We start from the raw sequence: 21,629 nt of genomic DNA, 5'->3' as shown, positions 1-21,629 counted from the left end.
CAGTCGTTGCAGCGTGTTCCAGAGCGCGAGGTTGGTGCTGCCGCCTCGGTGGTCGTGGTCGGCATCCTCTGGTCTCGTCTCAGCGTAGGGCCGTGGTGACGGCGGCGTACATGGTGTTCTTGATGGCAGCGAGGGTGGCGGGGTTCTTGCCGAGGATGGGGGTGAGCTTGGTGGCGGCGTCGGCGACGAGTTCGACTTCGGTGGCCGTGGCGTCGACGAGGCCGGCGGCGAGGGCATCCTGACCGGAGAAGCGGTGACCGGTAGTCATGGCGGTGACCGCGGCCTGCGGGCCGAGTTTGGCCTGGATGAGAGCGGCCATGCCGGGGGTGAAGGGGATGTCGATGTCGACCTCGGGGAAGCAGTAGTAGCCGCGGTCCGCACGCATGATGCGGAAGTCGTGGGCGATGGCCAGCATGGCGCCCGCGCCGAAGGCGTGGCCGTTGACGGCGGCGACGGTCGGCAGCGGGAAGGTGAGGATGCGGGCGAACAGTTCCTGAACTCGGCCGACGTACCATTCGCCTCGGTCGCCGTTGGCCATCAACCATTCCAGGTCGAGCCCGTTGGAATAGAACTTGCCGCTGCCGACGGTGATCAGGCCCTGCGCTTCCTGCTCGATGGTGTCGAGCTGGGCGTTCACGCGGTCGATCCAGTCCGGGGAGAACCGGTTTTCGTTGTCGCCGAGGGTGAGCACGGCGATCTTGTCCTCGTAATGCACTGTCGCGGTCATGGTGTTGCCTCTCATTTCTTGGGGGTGGAGTCGTCAAGGGGTAGGGCCAGAACGGCGCGGACGGCGGCGGCAAGCCGTTGACGCACTGCGGTTTCGGGGTCGCGGCGGCCACGCAGCAGCAGGGCGGTCGGCAGTTCGACCACGCAATCGCGGACAACGGTCACCGCTTCCCGATCGCCCCGCCCGTAGACGCCGCGCGCCAGGTCGACGAGCAGTCCGGTCAGCAGGTCGTCGAGCCGTTGCAGTTCTTCGGCGATGTCGCCGGGGATCTCGCTCGATCCGAGCAGTTCCTGCCGGGACACGGTCAACAGGAAACGCCCCGACACCGGGTGCTCGAGCAGGAATTCAGCCGGTGTATCGGCGGCCGCAACCACCGCTTCGATCGCATGTTCCGGCGCGGAACTGGTCGCCAACGCCCGGTCGACAGCTCGACGTTGCAGCTCGAGGAACCGTTGCGCGGCGCGCAGCCAGGTGCGCCCTAACAGCCCGGCGCGTGACCCGAAGGCGTGATAGATCGCCCCGTTCGACACACCGGTCGCCTCCGACAGCGCCCGCACAGTGACAGCAGTGGGACCGGAGTCGACGGCCATTGCTTCGGCGGCATCGAGCAGGTGATCGAGATCGTGTATCCGGGGGCGCGGCATGAACCGAGATTAACAGAGCATGCGCTCTGTAACAATCCACAAGGCAGTGGCCCCAAAGCTCCTTTAGTGACAAAGACAAGGGGGCGAATAGAGAGCGATCACTCCGATATGGCCACTATCGACGCCTCGGCGTCGTTCTGATACATTTTGTTTCATAGTTGTGAAACAGCTTGTATCGCAAAACGGAGTCGAATGAGACCACCTGATCCGCGCGTCGAGCGCAGCCGCAGTTCCGCCCTCGCGTCAGCGCGCGAACTGCTGGTCGAACAGGGCCTGGCGGGGCTCACTCACGGCGCGGTCGCGGCCCACAGCGGAGTCAGCCGCGCCACGCTGTACCGGCACTGGCCCGAACCGGCCGATCTCGTCCGCGATGCGGTTGCCGGGCATATCGCGGCGGTGCGGCCCGGACCGACCGGCGACCTACGCGCAGATCTGCTCGCCGTGCTTTCCGTGACGCGCGCGATGCTCCACGAACCGGTGATGGAACAGGCCATGCGCGTCATCATCGAAAGAGCCGGAGTGGATCCGCGTTTCGCGGAGGTCAAGGTGAGGCTGTACCGGTCCGGAACCGGAGCGGTTCGCGCGATCCTGGCCGATGCCATCGCTCGCGCCGTACTACCGGCGGGACTGGACATCGATCTCGCCGTCGATCAATTGCACGGCCCGTTGTTCTTTCGTCGGCTCGTGGCCCATCGAACGTTCGATCTCGATTACGTGCGTCGCGTCGTCGACGAATTCCTGCGCTCTCACCAGCCCCAAAGCCCACGCCTGCAAGGACACTCATGATCCCGCTCGGAAACGCCGCCCGCCTGCTCGCCGGAGTCGTCGCGCTCGCCACGATATTCGGGGCGCTACTCGCTGATTTCCTGATCCCGGTCGGCGCGGCACAACACCTGCGAAACGACGCCTGGCCCCCACACGCGAAGTTCCACGATGCCCAATACATCGTCATGTCGCTGTTGCTCGGCGTCATCGCACTGGTTCTGCTGATGCGACGGGGCGGCGACCGATTTCCCACGCTCGGCTGGGCCTGCGCGGTCCTCGCCGTTCCGTGGCTCGCGCTCCTCGGCGCACTGCTCTTCCCCGGCACGGCCATCCAGGACCCTGAGTTCGACAATCCGTCGGCACTCGGCCTGCACCCCCAGATACTCCTGTCGCTGATCCTGCTGGCCCTCCTGCTTGCTGCCGTTGCGCTCGCCGCCAGGCAACGACCGGGCGCGGCAGCGGAACCGAGGCGTGCTGACTCCGATCGAGGCGAATTCGGGGCGTGAAGATTCAGAAGAACCAGCCCAGTTCGGGCGCGCGCGGTGTCGTGAAGGCTTCGGTGAAAGCGGCTAGGGCGGAGGGGTTTTCGGAGTGTAGGCGATGGGCGGTGGCGTAGGCGGTGGCTCGGTGGGCGCCGAAGTAGAGGCCGGCGAGAACGTTGATGTCGCACGTCAGGGCGGGGCGGCGCGTGGTCGGGGCGCATTCGGCGTGACCGTCGCGGATGTGCAGGGCGAAGGTGCCGCCCGCGTCGCGGAAAGGATCGTGGACCGCGATGACCGCGTCGAGGTCGTGGCGGTAGGTGCGCGCGGTGAGGGCCGCGGGGATATCCATGAGGCGGGCCCACAGGGAATCGCCACGGTTGGTCAGCTGGACGGCGCGCGGGTTCGTCAAGAAATAGGGCAGCGGGTCGTCGTCGGCGACGTTGGCTTCGACGGTGTCGACGAGATCCATGCCGAGCAGGACCCGCCACAGTGCGATGTGGGCCTCCGTAGTGACGGCGCGCCATTCGGCGACGACGACGGCCGATTTGCGGTCGTCGTAGCGGCGGCGATACAGGACGTAGCCATCGGCGTGGAGCAGCACGAACAGGGAGGTGGCGTTCCCGCGATGGCGTTGCGGATCGGTGAAGACGAGGTCCCATTTCGCGTCGGGACGCCGCTGGGCACCGGGTGTGCGGGCTTGCCATCGGTCGTAGACGGCACGGATGTGGTGGGCGGCCTCGGCGAGGGTGCTGAGCACGACGCCACCGGGATCCGGTGTGCCGGGGCGGAACTCCGCCTTGCGCCGATCCACGACCACCGTGTTGTCGAAAATCGCCGTCTCGTACCCGAACCGGCCGTAGATCGAGCCTTCACTGGCCGTGAAGATCGTCAGCGGCAGCCCGTCCGCCTCGGTGCGTTCGTGTTGCGCCGCATACAGGGCGCGCAGGATGCCGCGCCGCCGATGCGTCGGCGCCACCGCCACGCCCGACACGCCGCAAGCCCGCACGCTGCGCTCCCCCGGCACCGTGACGCTCATGGTGATGTCGACCGTGTGCCCGACGACCCGATCTCCGTCGACCGCCACCAACGACCTTTCCACCGGAAAGATCCGCAGCTTGTGCTCGAGCTCGGCCTCCTCATACCGCATCCCGAATCCGGTCTCCTGCAACAGCACGATCGCCTCCGCGTCCGCGCGAGTGGCTTCCCGTACCCGAATCGTCTGCACCGAAGTCATGCACCGCACCCTCCCACGCCGGGCCGCCGATCACACCTGATTTTCCTCCGGCGCCGTTGCGCGCGTCCGCACGCTGACCACCTCCACCACCGAGCGACGCACTCCGGCAAGGACATACGGTGCCGCGACCGCGCCCACCGCATCGGGCAGCGGGTCCACGGGGAGGCGGTGGATGCGTAGCGTCAGCTCCGATGACACCGGGAGGTCGGTGTGGGTGTCGGTGTCGAGCGGCTGTACCGAGTTGTCCGGTACGTCGACCCGACGCACCTCCACGGAGGAGTCGACGGTGTCGCTGTAGTTCTGGGCCTGGGCGGTCGCCCGGCCGGCGAGGAGGTCGACGACAGCGTTCACCGCGACCGGATCCCGGGTGGCATCGTAGGCCCATCGCCGTCCGAGGACACCGTGTTCCATGGTGCCGACCAAGCCTTCGTCGGCGCCGTGCAGTGGCGCGCCTCGGTATGTCAGCGGGACATGGTAGAGCTGCGGGCCGGTGGCCGAGTCATCGATCAGGAGCAGGAATTCGATGCCGACCACGCCGTCGGGATCGTCGAGCCGGAAACCGCCCGCCTTGCTCAGGCGCGGGGTGGTGCCGCGATACCACCGCCGTGTCGGCAACCATGCTTCGAGCAGCTCGAGCTTGCTCGGGGTCAGGGTGGTCTGGTGAACGATCGCCATATCGCAGGCTACATCCGAGCCGTCATCGCGCGCAGGTCCGGCAGCGAGCCGATGCGCTGGGTGACCGGGCGGCCGGGGGCTGCGGCCTGGGGTGAGCCGGTCGTGCGCAGCAAGGCGCGAACCGATTCGGGGGTGGCGCGGCCGGGACCGGTGGACCGGATGCCCTGATAGGCGGCGATCGCGCCCACGACGATCGGTGACGCGCTCGAGGTGCCGCTGAATTCGTCGGTGTACCAGAGGTCTTCGTCGTCACCGCCCTGCAGGTCCCCGTAACCGGTGGTGGTCACCTCGCGCCCCCAGCCCTGCACGTCGAGGCGGGCGCCGTAGTTGGAGAAGTCCAGGCGGGAGCGCGCCGGGCCGTGGTCACGGCCGTGCAGTCCGGGCGGTGGTGCGCCGGCGCCGACGATGATCGCGCCGGAATCATTGTTATGGAGCGGGTTTCGCCAATCGGCGGGAAAGTCGGCCGGTCGGGTGTCGTAGATGGGTGCGTCCAGGTCCTCCGCACCGTTGCCGGCCGCTTCCACCACGATCACGCCGCGCCCGACCGCGTAGCGAACGGCGGCGAAATCGTCGGGCCACCACTCGACGGCGATGTAGCCGCGCTGATCCGGGGTCGCCCGGTAGTCGAATCGGGGTCCGGGCCGGTGCAGTTCGATGAGCAGCACGTCACCGGGGTCGAGTGTGTCGGCGGCGGAACGGATGGCCGTCGCCGAACCGATCCCGAAGATCGAGATCGCCCGGATGTGCGCCTCGGGCGCTATACCGGTGATGCCGAACGGATTCAGATCGCCGCTGATCTCCCCCGCCACCGCCGTGCCGTGGTCGCGCCAACCCCGGTCCGTCGACGCCGTTCCGCCGATGATCCCGCCCTGGTTGTGGCGCAGATCCTCGTGGGTGAATCGCCACGCGCCCTCGATGTCGATGACCCGCACGCCGGTGCCGAGACCACCGGGGCGGGTATGCGCCCAGGTCGCGTCGATCCCGTTCGGCGCCGCATCCAGGTACACCTGCCTGCTGCGGAAGTCCGGGGTCACCGATGGTGCCTCGGGGGCACGGGCGACGGTCGTGCCGGGCGCGAGCGGCGGCTCGGCGGCGGGTTTGACGTACGCCGCGCTGACGGTGTCTTCGGCGCGCAACCGGTCGGCCACCTCGGTCAAGTCCCCGACCGCGCCGACGACTCGGTGATAGCCGAGGTAGGAACCGGCCTGCGCGGCCTGCGGTGTGTCGGCGAGTTTGCCCGCGAGCCGGTTGCCCGGTCCGAAGATCGGCACCAGATGGGCGTCGCCGGGCAGCAGATTGTCTACCCGACCGCGCACCGCACTGTTCTCACGCAGGGCGGCCGGTGTCAGATCGGGCCCGGTCGGGGCGGTGACGACGATCAGTTCCGCAGGCGACACGGCGGGCGCGGGCGTCCCCGAGTTGCGCTGCCTGCTGGATCGGGTGGAGGCCATGGCTACCAGTGAACAGGGCGTGCGCGCACACCGCCACCGTTGTGCCGCATCAGCTTTCGCGACACGCCGATCACATGACCACGGCCACTGCTCCGGCCACCGCGATCGCACCCACATACAGCAGCACCAGGCGGGTATCGCGCAACCAGCACCGGCCGCGCCGCAGTCCGGCCCGCCATGCCCGCCAGTAACCGGCGAACGCCAGCGCACCGAACGCGGCGACCGCCCAGGGACCGAACAACCAGGTGAGCAGTGCGGCGGTCGCCACCACACACAGGGTCAGCGGGTCGTGCGGTGGACGCGCGCGCACCGCTTCCTCGTAGTAGACGCCACGCTCCGAACTCACCGCACCTCCATCGGCAGCAGGTTCCGCCCGGCCGGGGCTGCCACCGGCAACCGCTGCCGGGACAGTGCCGGCCAGGCCTGTACCGCGCAGAACGGGGCACATTGGTCGGCGTCGGAACGGGTGCCGACGTGCACACAGCACTGGGTGAGCCGTTCCTCGATCATCGTCGAGATGTCCATGAACGGTTTCACCGTCACCCGCACGACCCGCTGTCCCAGCAGCTTCCGCAGCCGTGCGCGCCGACCGGGCAGCGCCGAGGACGCCAGCGTCAGCAACGTCGACATCCCCAGGTCGCAGTGCTGACAGATGTTCTCCCACACCTTCCCGATCTCCGGATGCGACAGCGACGACTGCTCCGACAACAGCCCGAGCAGCGACTCACGCACCGCTACCCGCAGCTCGGCGGGCAGATCCGTATCGGCGATGCGGTTCGACACCAGTCCCAGTTGCGACTTCAACCTGTCGTGGCCGATCAGCGACACCAGCGAGCGCCACTGTCCGGCGTCGTCGCGCAGCAGGTAGCCGACCGAGCAGCAGTGCGGGTGCGAGCACGGCAGGGCGGTGAGGTCGCGCCAGGTGACCTGACCGCCGGTTTGCGGACCGAGCCTGCGCAACACACCGGTATGGGTGAGGCGACGCATCGGGTCGATGTCTCCGGAACGGCCGGAACCGAATTGGGGCTGGATCGACACGCCACCGACGAACGGGGTGTCCATCGCCGTACGCAGCACCGCACCGATCTCGTCGTCGTTCACGTCGAGCGCCACGGTCATCACCAGGGTCGTGAACACCCCTGCTTCCGAAAGTCGCTGCAGTGCCTGCTGTTTCCGCAGCCGCAGATCACCACCGCGATGATGACGTGAAGCCTGAGCCGATTCGCCGTCGTACTGCAGGTACACCTCGACCCGGTCGCGATGCGCACCGACCAGGGCCAGCAGCTCGTCGTCCACGGCCAAGCGAACGCCGTTGGTGTTGAGCAGGATCCGGGTGATCGGCCGGGCGGTCAGCTCTGCGAACAACCGGGGCAGCTCGGGATGCAGGGTGGGTTCGCCGCCGCTGAGCATCAGGACATCCAGGCGCCCGTCTTCCCTGGCCAACCGCTGATCGACGTTGGCGAGCACGTCCTCCACCGCGACGACTCCGCGCAGATCCGGCGACGAATCGGCGAAGCAGGTCGGGCAGCGCAGGTTGCAGCTGTCGATGATGTCCTCGAGCAGGATGCAGGTGTGCTGGGTCTGCATCTCGGGCAGACCGCGCAGATACGCCGCGGGCACCGGGTCGAAATTGCCCGGCACATCGGGACGGTGGGCCTTGGTCGGCGCGGTCCACTCCTCGAGATAGGCCAGGATTTCGGGATCTTCGTCGTAGAGGGTGCGCACCATGCCGTGACGCGGGCAGCCGCGTTCGAGCCACACCTGACCGTCGCGTTCGGCCAACCACCCCGACAACCGTGCGACCTCCGGCAGCGGACGGTCGTCGTGGCAGTGTGGGCAGAACGCGGTGACGTAGCGCAGGATGCGGTCGCCGCGCAGCGGCATCCCGGTCACGGCGCCATTCCGAACGTGTCGGTGTACAGGTAGGGATTGACCGCGGTGCAGAACCCGGCGGTGCACACTGTCGTCAACGCCCAGCCGATCATCAGGCCGAGCCCGAAGCCCTTCCACACGGGCTTACGCAACCGGATCAGCGCCCACCCACCGCCGAACGCCGCCCCGGCACTCACCAGGGCGGCGAGCCCGAACAGCACGCGGGCGGCGGTGGCGTCGGCGGTCGAGGCGGCCAGCATCAGCACGACGAAGCCCGCCATGGCGTTGACACCGATGAACGACAGCGCACCGGCGACCGCCATCGCGGCGACCTGGCCACCCTGCCCCGGCGGATTCGCCCCGGGCGGTGGCGGTGGTGGTGCGGGCGGGTAGTTCATACCGCGACCTTTCGTCGGAGAACGCCCTCGTAGTACCCGCGCCGCCAGCCGATGCTCAGACGCATCGCGACCAGGACGAGACCAGGGAGCAGAAACCATTGCGGGCGAGTCAGGTCCAGCCATACCGTGTCGTTGGCGCGGGTGAACTCGACGAGAAACCGGAAGACGGCATACGCGCCGACATAGAGCGTGAACAGCTCACCGGGCGTGGTGATGCGGTCACGTAGCCACCACAGCGTCACGAACGCGGTGAGCTGGAACAGGATTTCGTAGACGAAGCTCGGATGCATCGCTACACCGGCCGCACAGCCGGGACACTGGGGCACGGTGCCCGGAGCGTGGATGCCCCACGGTAATCGGGTCGGGCGACCGGGTGCCTCGGTGAGCAGGCAGCCCACGCGCCCGACAGCCATCCCGAGCGCGACAGCGGGGGCGAACAGGTCTCCGGTGCGTTCACGGTAGCCGATGATCCGTTTGGCGACGAGCACACCCACATAGGCGCCGAGCAGGCCACCGAGCACACTGCGCGCACCGAAGAGCCAGCTCTCGAGTGGATCGAGGGTTTCGGCCAGGCTCGACAACCGCATGCCGATCGCCCCACCGACGAGCGCACCGGTCACCGCGACCAGCGACTCCTCGCGCAGTGCGTCACGGCGTCGGCATTCGGCGACGAAAACCACGGCCGCGACAGCGACGCCGAGCGCGACGAAGAACCCGTGCGCCGGGATCCCCCAGTACAGCTCTGGCACCATGGCGAAAGGTTAGCCGTCCGGTAGCGCGGCGCGGATGAGTGAAACTACGCGCGTCTGATCGGACCCGGATCTGGGTACTCTCCAGGCATCGGTGAATGAGGATGCCGCAGTGAGTGTTTCGATTAGAATCATTCCAGGGTGAGTTCCTCGGTCACCCCGTGCCGGTTGTCGGTACAAGCGTGAATCATCTCGGTAGTTCCACCATTTCCCGGAATTCCATCGGATACGCAGTCATGCAGGGGGTCATCATGTCTACCGCTGTCGATTTCGCGGCGCGGCTCATCAAACCGGCGGCCATCGCCCAAGCAGGTCATTCGGCTGTGCTCGCCTACGTGTCGCCGAGCAGACCCGGTGCGAATTTCGGGGCAAAACCGATCACCGCCGACTACGCCCGGGCTCTCGCGGCGGCGGGGCTCGACATCGTGTCGATCTGGCAGTACGGCAAACCGGGTGACCCGACTCCCTCGGACTGGACCACCGGGTTCGACGGTGGCAGGCGCATGGCCGAACAGGCCCTTGCCACCCATCTGAGTCTCGGCGCACCACGCGAGGCGCCGATCTTCTTCGCGGTCGACGAGGACATCTCGCTGGCGCAGTGGAACACCACCGCCGTCGAGTTCTTCCGCGGGGTGAACGCGGTGCTCGGCGTGGCGTGGACCGGGATCTACGGGCACTCGCGGGTGTGTGCGTGGGCCATCGAGGACGGGGTGATCGGCACCCGCGGCGAATTCAGTTGGGCCTGGCAGACGCGCGCGTGGTCGGGAACCGAACGCGAACCACGCGCGGTGCTGTACCAGCGGGTGATCGACACCCCCAGCAATCCCGGGCCGCTCATCGACGGCGCCCACGTCGACGTCAACGACATTCTCGCCCCCGATTTCGGCCAGTGGAGTAAGGACCGTTCCGTGACGATTCCGCAGTTCACCGAGCTCGACCGCCTCGGCCCGTCGCACTCACCGCGCGAGGGCGCCCGCATCACCAACTTCCTGCTGCACACCCAGGAAGGCAACGGCACCGCCGAATCCCTTGCCGCCTACCTCAACAACCCGTCCAACGGGGTGTCGTACCACTACACGCTGCGCGACGGCGTGGCGGCGCGGGTGGTGCCCGAGGAGCTGGCCGCCTGGTCGGTGTTGTCGGCCAATCCCTTCACGGTGAATTTGTGTTTCGCGGGGAGCCGTGTCGCATGGTCACGCGATCAGTGGCTGGCCATCGACGGTGACTTGCGGATCGCGGCCTACCTCGCTGTTCGCAGCGCCCACCGGCACGGGTACTCCACCCAGGTGATCGCACCCCCGTACCACGTGGCCGAGGGGATCAGCGACCACAACTATGTGACGAGGGCACTCGGTATCGGCTCGCATACCGATGTGGGGCCGAGCTTTCCCTGGGACGTCTTCGCCTCGCACGTGGCGGGTTTCGCGGGTGCGCGTCCCAACGCCATCGACGATCGAGCAGCCGCCTCGCCGTGGCTGGGTGCCCGGCGCACCGACGGCGAGGTCGCCACACCGGACGGGCTCGGCCGCTTCGCCGAGTTCGAACACGGCTACGTGTACTGGCACCCGTCCACCGGTGCCTATGCGATCCCGACGGCGATCATGGCCAAGTACGCCGAATCAGGCTGGGAGGCTGGGCCGCTCGGCTATCCGATCGCCGAACACGCACAGCTGCCCGACCCGCGCGGCACCGGACCCGCTGTGGCGCAGGCGTTTCAGGGCGGCGCGATCTACCGGCGCGCCGGGCAGCCCGCCTACCGGGTACACGGCGCGATCGGTGAACGTTGGCGGGCATCGGGTTTCGAGAACGGCGAACTCGGCTGGCCGGCGTCCGACGAGGTCGCCCACGACGACGGCCGGTATCAGGAGTTCGAGTTCGGGCGGATCTATTGGGCGCCGCGGCAGATCATCGCGCTGCGGCACTCGGGGGATCCGGACACGCCGCTGGACCGGCCCGCGTAGCGCGGGCCGAGGTGTCGGCGGGGTCAGGCCAGAAGTAGGGCGAGGGTGGTGGCCGCGGCGCCGAGCAGTAGGGCCGCGACCACCACGATCGCGATGATTCTGGTGCGGGACGACGGTCCGGTGTAGGTGTCGTCGTCGTTCAACATGTCGGCGAGGTCGACGGCCGCGAATTCGCGGGTCGTCTCCAAGGGTCCGGGCTGCTCGGTCATGTGCGCTGACGCTAGTCGAGTGTGCCGATCGCCGCTGCCGATACCCCGGCCGTATCCGTGGACCGGGTGGCGGCGAGGAGTTCGTCGAGTTGGCGTTCGGCGCGTTCGGCGCGGGCCAGGGTTTGCGCGCGGGCGTCGTCGAGGGCGGCGAGGCGTTCGGCGGTTTCGGCTCTGACCCGCTCGAGTGCCGCTTCGGATTCGACGCGGCGGGCTTCGGCCTCGGTGGCGGTGGTGCGCCGCAGCTCCGCCAATTCGCTTCGGGTGTGGTCGAGTTCGGTGCGGGTCGTGTCCAATTCCGCGCGGGCTCGGCGCCACTCCTCGCGGGCCTCGTTGGCGGCTTCGACCCGTTCGGCGGCGGCGAGTTCGGCCCGCTGGGTCGCCCGGTCGGCATCGGCGGCCCGCTGCACGGCGAGGTCGCGTTCGGCATGGGCGGCGTTGATGCGGGCTTCGGCGTCGCGGCGCACCTGGGTGACCTCGGTGTCAGCGCGTTGCTCGGCGCGCGCCACCTCCTCGGCGGCTTCTTCGCGGATGCGTTCGATTCTTTCGGCGGCGTCGCGTTCTGCCTGACGCACCTGTGCTTCGGCGGCGCTGCGGGCGGCGAACACGTCGTCGGCGGCCTGCTTGGTGAGGCGCTCCAGTTCGGCCAGCGCTTCGTCGCGAGCGGTCTGCGCGACGGTGATGAGCTGCTCGGCCTGCTCGGCCACACTTGCCGCGTCCTCGGCGGCCGATTCCGCGTACGCTCGCGCTTCCTCCGCCTCCCGCCGCGCCTGTTCGGCGGCTACCACTTTCACGTCCGCCTCGGCGATCCGCTGCGCGGCATCCGCCTGCACTGCCTGGACCTGCGCCTCGGCGACCGACGGGTCACCGATGGTCGCCAGTTCCGCGACCGCGGCGTTCAGCGTGGTTCCCAGCTGTTCGGCCAACCCACGGAATTGCCCGAGCAGCTCGTCGGCTCGCAACCGCGCGACGGTCACCGGCCCTTGCGCAGCCGTCACAGTGACGGTTTCTCCCCCACCTGCCGACTCTTGTTGCTGTCGTTGCCTTTCCCGCCACGCGCGCCATCGGGTGTGGTCGGGGTGGTCGCAGTATTCCGACGGTCGGCCGGGGCCACCGTTGCGGGTGATGGGGCGGGCACATCCTGGGTAGTTGCAGACGCTCGACACGACTGAATCGTAGCGTTTGTTTCGTTTCTGCGTCACGTATTGCACGAAACGAATTACGTGTCGCCCCTGCAAGTCTCGATTCTTCAGAATGTAGTTCTGACCGCCGATAAGTGAACATTATCGGCGGTTAGGGATGGAGATTCGTCTCATTCGACTCCCTCGGATTCCGTTTACGTTTGGTAGCGCGCGACGAAACGAAGCGCGACGTTACTGGTTGAAAACTGTGCACCCTAAGTCCGCAGGCGCGGCGACACGATCGGGCACACCGGAGTTTCCGGCGGTGCGGCGTGGGTAGGCGGCAGAGACCGAACCCATCCCACGTGTGAGGAGTGCGATGTTCGTCCACAACAAGGATCTGCAGTTCGAGGTGCGGGTCGAACGCCCTGACCCCCGCTTCGCGACTCTCCTACAGGAACAGTTCGGCGGCGCCAACGGAGAACTGAAAGCCGCCATGCAGTACTTCAGCCAGGCATTCGTGCTGCGGCGGAAGCACCCGAAAATGTACGACCTGTTCATGGACATCGCGACCGAGGAGTTCAGTCACCTCGAGATCGTCGGCTCCATGATCACGATGCTGCTCGACGGTCTCAACGACGACCTGAAACAGGCCAACGAGCACTGCGACTGGATGCCCGTCATCGCGTCGAGCGACGGCCGCGAGCAGGCCATTCACCAGGTCGCCACCGATCCGCTGTTCCTCGCGCTGCGCGGCGGCGGACCCGATGTCGGCAACTCCGCCGGCGTGCCGTGGAGCGGCGCCTACGTGAACTCCAACGGCGAGCCCTCGGTCGATCTACGGAGCAATCTGGCCGCCGAATCGCGTGCCAAGATCGTGTACGAGTACCTCAAGCAGTTCACCGACGACCCCGGCGTTCAGGACACCCTGTCGTTCCTGATGACCCGCGAGGTAGCCCACTTCCAGCAGTTCACCGCGGCGCTCAACGACCTGCCGGTGAATTTCCCTCCCGGCGCCCAGCCCGGCGACGACCGGTTCCAGAACCTGGCCTTCAATATGTCCAACGGCGACGCCAGTGCGCGCGGACCGTGGAACGAGGGCAGGGGTCCGTGGCCGGAGGGCGTGGAATGGCAGTACGTGCAGGACCCGGTCAACGACTGGCTCGGCACGGACAAGCGGGAGAACCGTGGCGCCACCGCCAATCCCGACGGCAGCCCCGCCGTCGCGGGGAGCAAACCGTTCACCCATGAACAGCACAGTCCGGCCTGATCCGAGGAGCTACTCATGGACGTGTTGTCGTTTCTGCGCGCGGATCACGAAAGCGTGCTCGGGATGATCGAATCGCTCGAGCGCGGCCGCGGCAACAGCGCGGCCGAACTCGACGCGCGTGGTCGTCTGGCCACCAGTCTGGTCATCGCCTCCTCGCGGCACGAAGCGGTGGAAGAGCAATTCTTCTGGCCCGAAGTCCGGCGGGTCGTACCCGACGGCGACGAACTCGCCGACCGTGCGATCGGGCAGGAGGACGCGGCCAAGCGCCTGCTGCAGCGGATCGAGAATTCCGAACCCGGCGAGCGCGCATTCGAGCAGGCGCTGACCGAGGTGATGAGCGCGATCCGCGAGCATATCGAGTTCGAGCAGAGCCAGGTGTGGCCGCTGTTCGAGAATGCCGAATCCGCGCAGGTCAGGGAGGCGCTGGGAGAGAAGATGGAGCAGGCTGAGCGGGCCGCGCCGACACGGCCACACCCCAACACACCGTCGGGCTCCGTTGTCCAGAAGACCGCGGGCTTGGCGGCAGCGGTGTTGGACAAGGTGCGGGATGCGGTCACCGGCCGCAAGGACGATCAACCGCCTCGGCCGCCCAGGCCGTGACGTCGTAACCAGTACGCCCCCGGCGCCGTCTCGCCCAGAGAAGGCGCCGGGGGCACTGCGACTTCCGAGGACTGCTTCGAAGATCCGGTCCGGCCGATGAGTTCTCGTCTTGCGGCACGTCAATACGGACATGACCACACACAAGCTCGATACCCCTGGCGCAACGCTCACCTACGACGTGCACGGTCCGCTCCCCACCGCTGACGGGCGACCGCCGCTGCTGATGACCGGTCTTCCGATGGATGCCGGCGGGTTCGCCGCGCTGGCCGCGCATTTCCCCGATCGCACTGTTGTCACCTACGACCCGCGTGGGCTCGGGCGCAGCGTCCGTTCCGACCGTGAGGTCGACAATGTCCCCGCCGTTCACGCCGAGGACGTCCATGCTGTTATCGAGGCTCTCGGCGCGGGCCCGGTCGAGCTCTTCGCCAGCAGCGGTGGTGCCATCGTCGCATTGGCGCTGGTGACCGCGCACCCCGAGGACGTGACCACCTTGGTCGCGCACGAACCGCCGCTGCTGACCGTTCTTCCCGATGCCCCGGCCGCCGAACGCGCGGCCGACGGATACCGCGCCGCGTACGCGGCCGACGGATTCGGTGCGGGCATGGCGACCTTCATCGCGATGACCTCCTGGCAGGGCGAATTCACCGACGACTACTTCGCCGCACCCGCAGCCGATCCCGCGATGTTCGGCCTGCCGGTCGAGGACGACGGTGCCCGCGACCACCCGCTGCTGTCGGAGCGTTCCCGGCCGACCCTCGCCTACTGCGCCGATATCGCCGCGCTCACCGCGGCACCGACCCGCATCGTCGTCGGCTACGGCGAGGAATCGTTGGGCACTGTCACCGAACGCACCTCGTCGGCGCTGGCCGACCGACTCGGCGTGCAACCGGTTGTCTTCCCCAGCCATCACGGTGGTTTCACCGGTCCCGAGTCCGGTTATCCGGGCCAGCCGGAGGCTTTCGCCCGTATTCTCCGGGAAGTCGTCGACCCGCTCGGCTGAGCGACGACCTCACTCACCGCATCGGGCCGATACCTAAAGACCCCTTCGACCAGGTCGCCGACTGCTCCTCCACCGCCTCCACATATCCTTCGGGATCCTTGTCGACGGGGCGCACGCCCGCATAATGGCGCGCCTCGTACGCGGCGAATTCGACGGCGAGCCGGTGACGTTCGCCGAGGCCGGCGAGGCGGCGGAAATCGGTGAGTCCCTCGCGTTCCTCCTCGGCCATGTGATCGCCGTTCGCGGTGTTCGCGGCCGCCACGGCGGCGAACCACTCGGGCGATCCGACCTTGTGACGTGCCACCTCTCCTACCGCATCGCGGATGTCGTTGTGGTCACCGATCGCGTCGAGCGTTTCGTCCTCCACCCGGCGGGTGCGGCGTGCGGAAATTCCGACGCGAAGCAGTTCCGGATAGAAGATCTCCTCCTCGGCCTGGGCATGTAGTTCGAGGAAGGCCGCGAGCCGTTCCCAGATCGCCGCGAGAACATCGACGTCCTTCGGGTCTATCTGCTCGAGAATCGCGAACAACCGCCGTTGCTCGCGATGGTCGTCGAGGATCAATTCGGTGATATCCACGCATTCCTCCTGGCTCGAATCAGGCAGTCATCGCAGGTCACTGGGCTATCGAACGCGGAGGCGGTTACAGACCGCCGCTGTCGCCAACAATAGCCAGGTTGCCTGCGTTCGGTGTCGGATAGCGTGGCAGCGACCGTCCGGCGCGGACGTGCGCGATTTCTGGAGAGCTGTGCTGTGGTGTCCTTTTCCTTGCTCGTGGTCGCGGGTATCGAATTGCTGTGTGTCGGACTGCTGTGGATGCGTGCAGCGCGACGGCCACGCGTGCTCGTGCTGGGTGTGGTCGGCGTCGGCATAGCTTATGACTCAGCCGTTTTCGGGCTCGGTGCGCTGATCGGTGAAGGAGCGGTGCTGCACGGGCTGAGTATCGGCCGATTCATCGGTCACGCGCTGCTCACGCCGCTGCTGGTGTTGTGGGCCGTCGACCGGATGGATGCCGGGCTGTGGTGGCGACGTGCCGCGTTTGTTCTCACCGGATTGCTGGTGATGTGGGGTGTATTCGGTGAGTTGGCCCATGTGCGGCTCGTGCCACGAACATTCGCCGACACCTTGCGCTACGGCTCGGAACACCCGGCGATACCCATCCCCGCGCTCGTGGTCTCCGCCGTACTGTTCACCGCGACGGTGTTGTTGTGGCGCAACGAGCGGTTGCGTTTGCCCCTGATCGGCATCGTCTTGCTGGTCGTGGCTTCCGGCGCGGGGGCGGCATGTCCCCCGCTGGGCAACGTCGGCGAGGCGATCATGATCGCGGCACTGACCGGAGCCGAGTTGGTCCTGGTGGGCAGGGCGGCTGCCGACAGCCGGGCCACCGGCGGGCCCGCGCCGATTCGAGCTGGGCGGTGACGTGCTCTACACCTACCGGGTCACCAAGTACGACCCCGACGATCGAGACGAGCACGGCCGCTATCTCGGCGCCGAGGACACCGACAGCGACCACGGCGCGGTCGAATCCGCCTACCTGCGGGCAGTGGCCGCCTTCGCCGACGATGCAGGCGTCGACCGGCCGGCGATCCGGGAACCGCAGATCGCCGCTGTCGATGCCCCTGGTCTGGCCGGGGCTCTTCCCACCCGACCTCGCCGGATTCCACGATGGAGCGGAGATACCGATAGCAGTCGGCCTGGAGTTGGTTCGCGCGATGCTTCGCGACAACGGCGCCTGGTGCCGCTTGGAAGTGGAAGACGTGTTCACGGTCCACGTCGGGTGGGATCAGTACGTATATATCGGAGCCGATCACGCGTGTGAAAGGGCGTTGTCACGCACACACGCACTCGGGTTGTTCGCCGAGACGCGGAGATCGACAGGCACCTCGCGCAGGGTCACGACAGCGACGACCTGCGGCCACCGACCGGATTGCTGCTTCTCGCACGCCGACGTGGTGAGCCGGCCGGTTGTGTCGGTCTGCGGCGTCTCGATACCCGCACGATGGAGCTCACGCGGATGTTCGTTCGGCCGGACGCGCGCGGAGAGGGCGGTGCCGCGGTGCTGCTCGACGCCGCCGAGGACATCGCTCGCCGTCTGGGCGCGCACAGGATCCGGCTCAACACTCGTCAAGATCTGGTCGAGGCCCGCAGGCTGTATGCCCTGCGCGGATACGCCGAAATCGCGGCTTATGGCGACGATCCGCTGGCGGACCACTGGTTCGAGAAGCGAATCCGAATTGATCCGCCAGGGCTGACGAACACCGACATCGCGCTTCTCTGAGAGCAGACCCGGGACGGTGGCGGCCTTCTCGCACTGGATGCATCGATGCGCACAGTGCGAGCCGCCACCGGGGTCAGCGAATGGACCGATCCTCCAAGGAGGTCGGCAGGGTGACGTCGAGGATCGACTCCTGCTTCGCCTCGCCGAGGGTTTTCACCACGGATGCCGCGGGACTGACGAACACCTGTGGGTAGTCGATTTCGCCGAGTGCGGGATCGACGGCCCAGGCCAGTCGTTCCTCGGTGAGGGAGAACTCGGCGGTGATGCCCTCCTTGTTGCCCCGCGGGTCCTGACGGTGCCAACCACCCTCGAGGTAGACGGCGACCAGGCCGTGGAGAACGTGGCCGTCGTCGTCCGCGAGTTTCTGGTAGCACAGCCCGGTGGGGATGCCCGCGCTGCGCAGGAGGGCGGTGAGGAGGTGGGACTTCGCGTAGCAGAGGCCGACTCGTTCACGGGCCACCTCCCCGGCGGTCAGGGTGACCCGGGGGTCCTGGACGTCGTAGGAGTGGTCGACTTCGTCGCGGACCCAGTCGAAGGCCGCGCGAGCGAAGTCCACGTCGTCGGGGGCGGTTCGTCGCAGGTCACGCGCGATGGCGGTCACCGCGTCGTCGTCGAGTTGGATGACGGAGTCGCCCTCGAGGTACGCCTGCGGGTTCTGCGCCTCAGGAACCCAGGATTGTTGTGTCACAGCGGAAATCTACTGCCCGCCGCTGTCTGTCGGCACCTCCATTTCGCGGCCGGGCGATGCCGAGCGGGTAGTCATCGACGCCGCAGAGTGGCGTCGAGAATCGACGGTGGCGTGTCGTACTTCTCCTCGGCCGCGAGATCGACCCCCGGAGAAACAATTTCGTCGATCTCGTCGAGGACCTCGGCCGTCAGGACGGTATCGGCGGCAGCGAGCTGTGAATGCAGATGCGCCATGGTTCGCGGGCCGATGATCGCGCTGGTCACGGCACGGTGGGCGGTGACGAATCCGAGCGCCAGTTGGATCATCGTCAACCCGGCCTGGTCGGCGACCTTCGCCAGCCGCTCGACAGCCTCGAGTTTGGCCCGGTTGGCGGGCACATCGAGATCGAAACGATGGGGCATGAATCCGGAACGGCTGGTGGTGATCTCGCGGCCCGCGCGGATGGCGCCCGACAACCAGCCCGAGGCCAGCGGGCTCCAGGCGAGCACGCCGAGGCCGTATTCCTCGGTCACCGGAAGCACATGGGATTCGATGCCGCGTTGCAGGATCGAATAGCAGGGTTGTTCGGTGACGTAGCGGCTCAGGTGATGCTCGCGGGCCGACCATTGCGCCTGCACGATGCGGTAGGCGGGGAAGGTCGAGGAGCCGAAATAGCGGATCTTCCCGGCCCGCTGCAGGTCGGTGAGTGCCGAGAGCGTCTCCTCGTCACTGGTGTTCGGATCCCACCGGTGGATCTGATAGAGGTCCACATGATCGACGTCGAGGCGGCGCAGGCTGTCTTCCAGCGCGGTCACCAGCCAGCGGCGTGAGCTTCCCCGCCGGTTGGGGTCCTCGCCCATCGGCAGGTAGGCCTTGGTCGCGATGACCAGGTCGTCGCGGCGACCGGCGATGGCCCTACCGACCATTTCCTCGGATCGGCCGTCGCTGTAGGCGTCGGCGGTGTCGATCAGATTGATCCCGGCCTCGATCGCGGCATCGACGATCGCGGTGGCCTCGTCCTGGCCGGTGCTGCCGATCCGGCCGAAGTTCATTGCGCCGAGCGCCAGGGTGCTGACCTGCACGCCGGTGCGGCCCAAGGTGCGGTACTGCATGGGTTTTCCTCTCCCGGAGGTATCCTGCAAGAAGCGGAACGTTGTTCCGATAACCAACATACGGAACAGTGTTCCGTTTTTCAAGCGATTCGATGGAGGGAACGCCACGTGGCAGGCAGGGACACCGGAACGGCGAAGACTCCGCGCAAGCGCGCCGATGCCGAACGGAACGAAAGAACCCTGCTCGACGCGGCCGCCGCGACTTTCGTCGCCTCCGGAGTCGATGCCCCCGTGCGGGAGATCGCCGCGGCGGCCGGAGTCGGCGTCGGCACGATCTATCGGCACTTCCCGACCCGAGCCGACCTCATCGTCGCGGTCTATCGACACCAGGTCGAGGCCTGCGCACAGACCGCACCGCAGCTGCTGGCCAGCACGGAACCCTATGAGGCGCTGACCAGGTGGATCGACCTGTTCACCGACTTCCTGGTCACCAAGCACGGTCTCGCCGCGGCATTGCAGTCCGACGACCCGACCTTCCAGGCCCTGCACGCCAACTTCCTCGACCGGCTGTTGCCCGCGTGCGGCGAGTTGCTCGATGCCGCCGCGGCGGCCGGTGAGATCCGCACCGACATCGACCCCTACCTGTTGCTGCGTGGCATCGGCAATGTGTGCATCGGTGCGGAAAGCGACCAGCGCTATGACGCGCGTCGCGTCGTCGAACTCCTCGTCGCCGGATTACGCCTGCACCGGTGAACCCCGTCGCCGGGCGGCCGCCAGACACGACAAAGCCCGTGTGGGCCGCCGGATTCGGCGCCCCACACGGGCTTCGAAAGAACTAGCGCGACAACGCGACTCGGTGCGCCTCGCCCATCAGGGTGGCCAGTTCGGCGCTCTCGGCTTCGGTGAGGACTGCGAAGAACGGGGAAACCAGTTCGTCGGTGAGTTTCTCGGCCGACGCCCAGCGCTGCCGCATGTCGTCGGTGATCGGTTCGAAGGGTTCGCTCCAGCCGAGCCGCTGCGCGTGGGTGGGACCGTCGGCGATCGGGGAACCGGCGATGAGCACGGCCTGCAGCGGGGTGAGGCCCTGGGCGAGGACGGCGACCAGGTGCAGGCCGCCCCGCAGCTCACGCAGGACGTGGGTGAGTTGCAGGACCGCCGCGCGACCGTCGTCGGGCAGTGGCATGGCCCGCCAGCCGGCGAACAGGGGAACGGCGGTGGGCTCGGCCGCGTCGGCAACCTTGCCGAGCAGCTCGGCGAGGCGTTCGGATCGGTCGAAGTCGGCGAGCCTGCGGCGGCCGAACTCATGGCAGGCGGCGAGATAGCCGGTGGCCGCTTCGGCGGCGGGCAGGGGGACGGACTTCCATGCGGCACGGATACATTCGGGTTCGAAGAAACCGAACGCGCCGACCACGACGTCGGCATCGACCTCGCCGAGCACTCCCCCTCGGCCGCGCGTGTAGGGGCCGTGGAATCCGGGCACCCCGACATCGGTCCCGAACTGCCGCGCTTCGCGCGACATCATGAACGCCCCACCGAGTTCGAGGACCTGTTGTTTGACTGCCGACATGATCTGACACCTTCCGCTGTTTCTGCGATCGCAGCAGACTATAGTTGACAATAGTTAGCGAGGGAAGGGGTCTCGCGCGATGAGTTCGGCGTCCGGCTGCCGTCTGCACTGATAAAGCCGACGCGACCCGAGGAGCCCACCGTGAGCGCCACCTATACCTTCGACGTCTTCTCCACCCTGGACGGCTTCGCCTCCACCAGCGGCGACTGGGGCGGATACTGGGGCAAACAAGGCCCCGAACTGCTCGATCACCGCCTCGACCTCTACCGCGACGAGCAGCGGATGATCTTCGGCGCCAACACCTATCGCGAATTCACCGAACTGGTGGCCGGGGCCTCGGAAAACCCGGAGATCTTCGACCCGTGGGTCGTCCGGATGATGAACATGCCGCTGACCGTGGTGTCGAGCACGCTGCGCGAACCTCTCGACTGGCACGACGCGCACGTCGTCGCGGGCGACGCCGTGGATATCGTCGCCCGGCTCAAAGCCGAATCCGACATTCCGCTGCGTTCGCACGGCAGCCTCTCGCTGAACCGGACGCTGATGGCAGCGGGCTTGGTCGATCGGGTGCAGGTGACGGTGTTCCCGGTGATCACCGGCAAGACCGGGCAGCAACCCATCTTCCAGGACGCCGCCGACTTCGACCTCGAACTGCTCGAGAGCCGCACCCTCGACGGCAACACCCAGGAACTCGTCTACGCGCCCACGCTGCACGCCTGAGCGGCTCACAACACAGCTTCCAGCGCCGTCGACGAGCATCATCGTCCGGTTACGAGTTGGCCAGAATCGCGGTGCGAAACGGGCGCGCGCTTCATGATCGACATCATCACCGCGTAGTTCGGCAGGGTGTGAGCAGGCCCTCACCGGTTGCTGATTGGTTCCCTGTCGACGGGGCATTCCGCCCTCAGGACT

25 protein-coding genes and 1 pseudogene are annotated in these 21,629 nt (G+C 67.4%); 11 read left to right on the top strand and 15 right to left on the bottom strand.

Annotated elements, in window-relative coordinates; all coding sequences use genetic code 11:
* Window positions 1-79: 79 nt before the first annotated feature.
* Together NI2_RS12370 and NI2_RS12365 are read right to left on the bottom strand one after the other, a co-directional pair.
* Window positions 80-727, bottom strand: a complete 648-nt coding sequence (locus NI2_RS12370) for an enoyl-CoA hydratase-related protein (RefSeq protein ID WP_067490367.1) — start codon at window positions 725-727, stop codon at window positions 80-82.
* Between the two features lie 11 nt (window positions 728-738).
* A complete protein-coding gene (locus NI2_RS12365; protein ID WP_067489896.1) occupies window positions 739-1,371 on the bottom strand; it encodes a TetR/AcrR family transcriptional regulator in 633 nt (210 codons plus the stop codon).
* A 192-nt stretch (window positions 1,372-1,563) separates the two neighbouring features.
* On the opposite strand from NI2_RS12365, the gene NI2_RS12360 reads away from it, so the two are divergent.
* On the top strand, window positions 1,564-2,157 hold the full coding sequence (locus NI2_RS12360) for a TetR/AcrR family transcriptional regulator (protein WP_067489891.1): 594 nt from the start codon (window positions 1,564-1,566) through the stop codon (window positions 2,155-2,157).
* Window positions 2,154-2,642: a DUF6640 family protein gene (locus NI2_RS12355; RefSeq protein ID WP_067489888.1), complete on the top strand. Its 489-nt coding sequence runs from the start codon at window positions 2,154-2,156 to the stop codon at window positions 2,640-2,642. The genes NI2_RS12360 and NI2_RS12355 overlap by 4 nt, the downstream gene beginning before the upstream one ends.
* Before the next feature lie 4 nt (window positions 2,643-2,646).
* On the opposite strand, the gene NI2_RS12350 is transcribed toward NI2_RS12355, so the two are convergent.
* The 7 genes from NI2_RS12350 to NI2_RS12320 form a co-directional block, all read right to left on the bottom strand.
* Window positions 2,647-3,852, bottom strand: coding sequence for a GNAT family N-acetyltransferase (locus tag NI2_RS12350; protein ID WP_067489885.1), 1,206 nt, complete (start codon window positions 3,850-3,852; stop codon window positions 2,647-2,649).
* Window positions 3,853-3,882: 30 nt separating this feature from the next.
* Window positions 3,883-4,527, bottom strand: a complete 645-nt coding sequence (locus NI2_RS12345; RefSeq protein ID WP_067489882.1) for a maltokinase N-terminal cap-like domain-containing protein — start codon at window positions 4,525-4,527, stop codon at window positions 3,883-3,885.
* 8 nt (window positions 4,528-4,535) lie between these two features.
* A complete protein-coding gene (locus NI2_RS12340) occupies window positions 4,536-5,978 on the bottom strand; it encodes a S8 family serine peptidase (protein ID WP_084476374.1) in 1,443 nt (480 codons plus the stop codon).
* Between the two features lie 70 nt (window positions 5,979-6,048).
* Complete coding sequence (locus tag NI2_RS12335; RefSeq protein WP_243750004.1) at window positions 6,049-6,324, bottom strand: hypothetical protein; 276 nt, start codon at window positions 6,322-6,324, stop codon at window positions 6,049-6,051.
* Complete coding sequence (locus NI2_RS12330) at window positions 6,321-7,862, bottom strand: radical SAM protein (RefSeq protein ID WP_067490363.1); 1,542 nt, start codon at window positions 7,860-7,862, stop codon at window positions 6,321-6,323. Before NI2_RS12330 ends, NI2_RS12335 begins: the two co-directional genes overlap by 4 nt.
* A gap of 5 nt (window positions 7,863-7,867) precedes the next feature.
* Window positions 7,868-8,248 carry a hypothetical protein gene (locus tag NI2_RS12325; protein ID WP_067489876.1) on the bottom strand — a complete coding sequence of 127 codons (381 nt, stop codon included), beginning with the start codon at window positions 8,246-8,248 and terminating at the stop codon, window positions 7,868-7,870.
* Window positions 8,245-9,000 carry a prolipoprotein diacylglyceryl transferase gene (locus tag NI2_RS12320; protein WP_067489873.1) on the bottom strand — a complete coding sequence of 252 codons (756 nt, stop codon included), beginning with the start codon at window positions 8,998-9,000 and terminating at the stop codon, window positions 8,245-8,247. Before NI2_RS12320 ends, NI2_RS12325 begins: the two co-directional genes overlap by 4 nt.
* Window positions 9,001-9,233: 233 nt before the next feature.
* Here NI2_RS12320 and NI2_RS33070 point away from each other — a divergent pair.
* Both NI2_RS33070 and NI2_RS12315 read left to right on the top strand, forming a co-directional pair.
* Window positions 9,234-9,902: pseudogene (locus NI2_RS33070) on the top strand (DUF1906 domain-containing protein); the annotation flags it as partial.
* 3 nt (window positions 9,903-9,905) lie between these two features.
* Window positions 9,906-10,958, top strand: coding sequence for an N-acetylmuramoyl-L-alanine amidase (locus NI2_RS12315; protein WP_067490360.1), 1,053 nt, complete (start codon window positions 9,906-9,908; stop codon window positions 10,956-10,958).
* A 23-nt stretch (window positions 10,959-10,981) separates the two neighbouring features.
* Here NI2_RS12315 and NI2_RS12310 read toward each other — a convergent pair whose 3' ends face one another.
* Together NI2_RS12310 and NI2_RS12305 are read right to left on the bottom strand one after the other, a co-directional pair.
* The gene (locus tag NI2_RS12310) at window positions 10,982-11,167 is read right to left on the bottom strand and encodes a hypothetical protein (protein WP_067489870.1); all 186 of its coding nucleotides are present in this window, start codon (window positions 11,165-11,167) and stop codon (window positions 10,982-10,984) included.
* An 11-nt stretch (window positions 11,168-11,178) separates the two neighbouring features.
* On the bottom strand, window positions 11,179-12,162 hold the full coding sequence (locus NI2_RS12305; RefSeq protein ID WP_243750005.1) for a coiled-coil domain-containing protein: 984 nt from the start codon (window positions 12,160-12,162) through the stop codon (window positions 11,179-11,181).
* 502 nt (window positions 12,163-12,664) lie between these two features.
* Here NI2_RS12305 and NI2_RS12300 point away from each other — a divergent pair.
* The 3 genes from NI2_RS12300 to NI2_RS12290 all read left to right on the top strand — a co-directional run bounded on the left by NI2_RS12300 (window position 12,665) and on the right by NI2_RS12290 (window position 15,155).
* Window positions 12,665-13,555, top strand: coding sequence for a manganese catalase family protein (locus NI2_RS12300; RefSeq protein WP_067489867.1), 891 nt, complete (start codon window positions 12,665-12,667; stop codon window positions 13,553-13,555).
* A gap of 15 nt (window positions 13,556-13,570) precedes the next feature.
* Complete coding sequence (locus NI2_RS12295) at window positions 13,571-14,155, top strand: hemerythrin domain-containing protein (RefSeq protein ID WP_067489864.1); 585 nt, start codon at window positions 13,571-13,573, stop codon at window positions 14,153-14,155.
* A 130-nt stretch (window positions 14,156-14,285) separates the two neighbouring features.
* A complete protein-coding gene (locus NI2_RS12290; RefSeq protein ID WP_067489860.1) occupies window positions 14,286-15,155 on the top strand; it encodes an alpha/beta fold hydrolase in 870 nt (289 codons plus the stop codon).
* 13 nt (window positions 15,156-15,168) lie between these two features.
* On the opposite strand, the gene NI2_RS12285 is transcribed toward NI2_RS12290, so the two are convergent.
* Entirely contained in the window at window positions 15,169-15,732 is a 564-nt protein-coding gene (locus NI2_RS12285) for a hemerythrin domain-containing protein (protein WP_067489857.1), read from the bottom strand.
* Window positions 15,733-15,906: 174 nt separating this feature from the next.
* On the opposite strand from NI2_RS12285, the gene NI2_RS12280 reads away from it, so the two are divergent.
* Together NI2_RS12280 and NI2_RS33765 are read left to right on the top strand one after the other, a co-directional pair.
* Window positions 15,907-16,572, top strand: coding sequence for a hypothetical protein (locus NI2_RS12280; protein WP_067489854.1), 666 nt, complete (start codon window positions 15,907-15,909; stop codon window positions 16,570-16,572).
* A 451-nt stretch (window positions 16,573-17,023) separates the two neighbouring features.
* Window positions 17,024-17,431, top strand: coding sequence for a GNAT family N-acetyltransferase (locus NI2_RS33765; protein WP_133734135.1), 408 nt, complete (start codon window positions 17,024-17,026; stop codon window positions 17,429-17,431).
* Between the two features lie 73 nt (window positions 17,432-17,504).
* On the opposite strand, the gene NI2_RS12265 is transcribed toward NI2_RS33765, so the two are convergent.
* Together NI2_RS12265 and NI2_RS12260 are read right to left on the bottom strand one after the other, a co-directional pair.
* Window positions 17,505-18,119 (bottom strand): transglutaminase-like domain-containing protein, encoded by a 615-nt coding sequence (locus tag NI2_RS12265; RefSeq protein ID WP_067489845.1) that lies wholly within the window; start codon window positions 18,117-18,119, stop codon window positions 17,505-17,507.
* A gap of 71 nt (window positions 18,120-18,190) precedes the next feature.
* Window positions 18,191-19,210 carry an aldo/keto reductase gene (locus tag NI2_RS12260; protein ID WP_067489841.1) on the bottom strand — a complete coding sequence of 340 codons (1,020 nt, stop codon included), beginning with the start codon at window positions 19,208-19,210 and terminating at the stop codon, window positions 18,191-18,193.
* A gap of 108 nt (window positions 19,211-19,318) precedes the next feature.
* On the opposite strand from NI2_RS12260, the gene NI2_RS12255 reads away from it, so the two are divergent.
* Entirely contained in the window at window positions 19,319-19,903 is a 585-nt protein-coding gene (locus NI2_RS12255; RefSeq protein WP_067489838.1) for a TetR/AcrR family transcriptional regulator, read from the top strand.
* Window positions 19,904-19,985: 82 nt separating this feature from the next.
* Here NI2_RS12255 and NI2_RS12250 read toward each other — a convergent pair whose 3' ends face one another.
* Window positions 19,986-20,717 carry an SCO6745 family protein gene (locus NI2_RS12250; protein ID WP_067489835.1) on the bottom strand — a complete coding sequence of 244 codons (732 nt, stop codon included), beginning with the start codon at window positions 20,715-20,717 and terminating at the stop codon, window positions 19,986-19,988.
* A 141-nt stretch (window positions 20,718-20,858) separates the two neighbouring features.
* Here NI2_RS12250 and NI2_RS12245 point away from each other — a divergent pair, with 141 nt between their 5' ends.
* Window positions 20,859-21,437 (top strand): dihydrofolate reductase family protein, encoded by a 579-nt coding sequence (locus NI2_RS12245; protein WP_067489832.1) that lies wholly within the window; start codon window positions 20,859-20,861, stop codon window positions 21,435-21,437.
* Window positions 21,438-21,629 lie beyond the last annotated feature (192 nt).

Source organism: Nocardia ignorata NBRC 108230, from assembly GCF_001612905.1.
GTDB classification, from domain to species: Bacteria; Actinomycetota; Actinomycetes; order Mycobacteriales; family Mycobacteriaceae; genus Nocardia; species Nocardia ignorata.
Note: the sequence above shows the minus strand (reverse complement) of the source record. Positions and strands in the feature narration are given on the sequence as shown.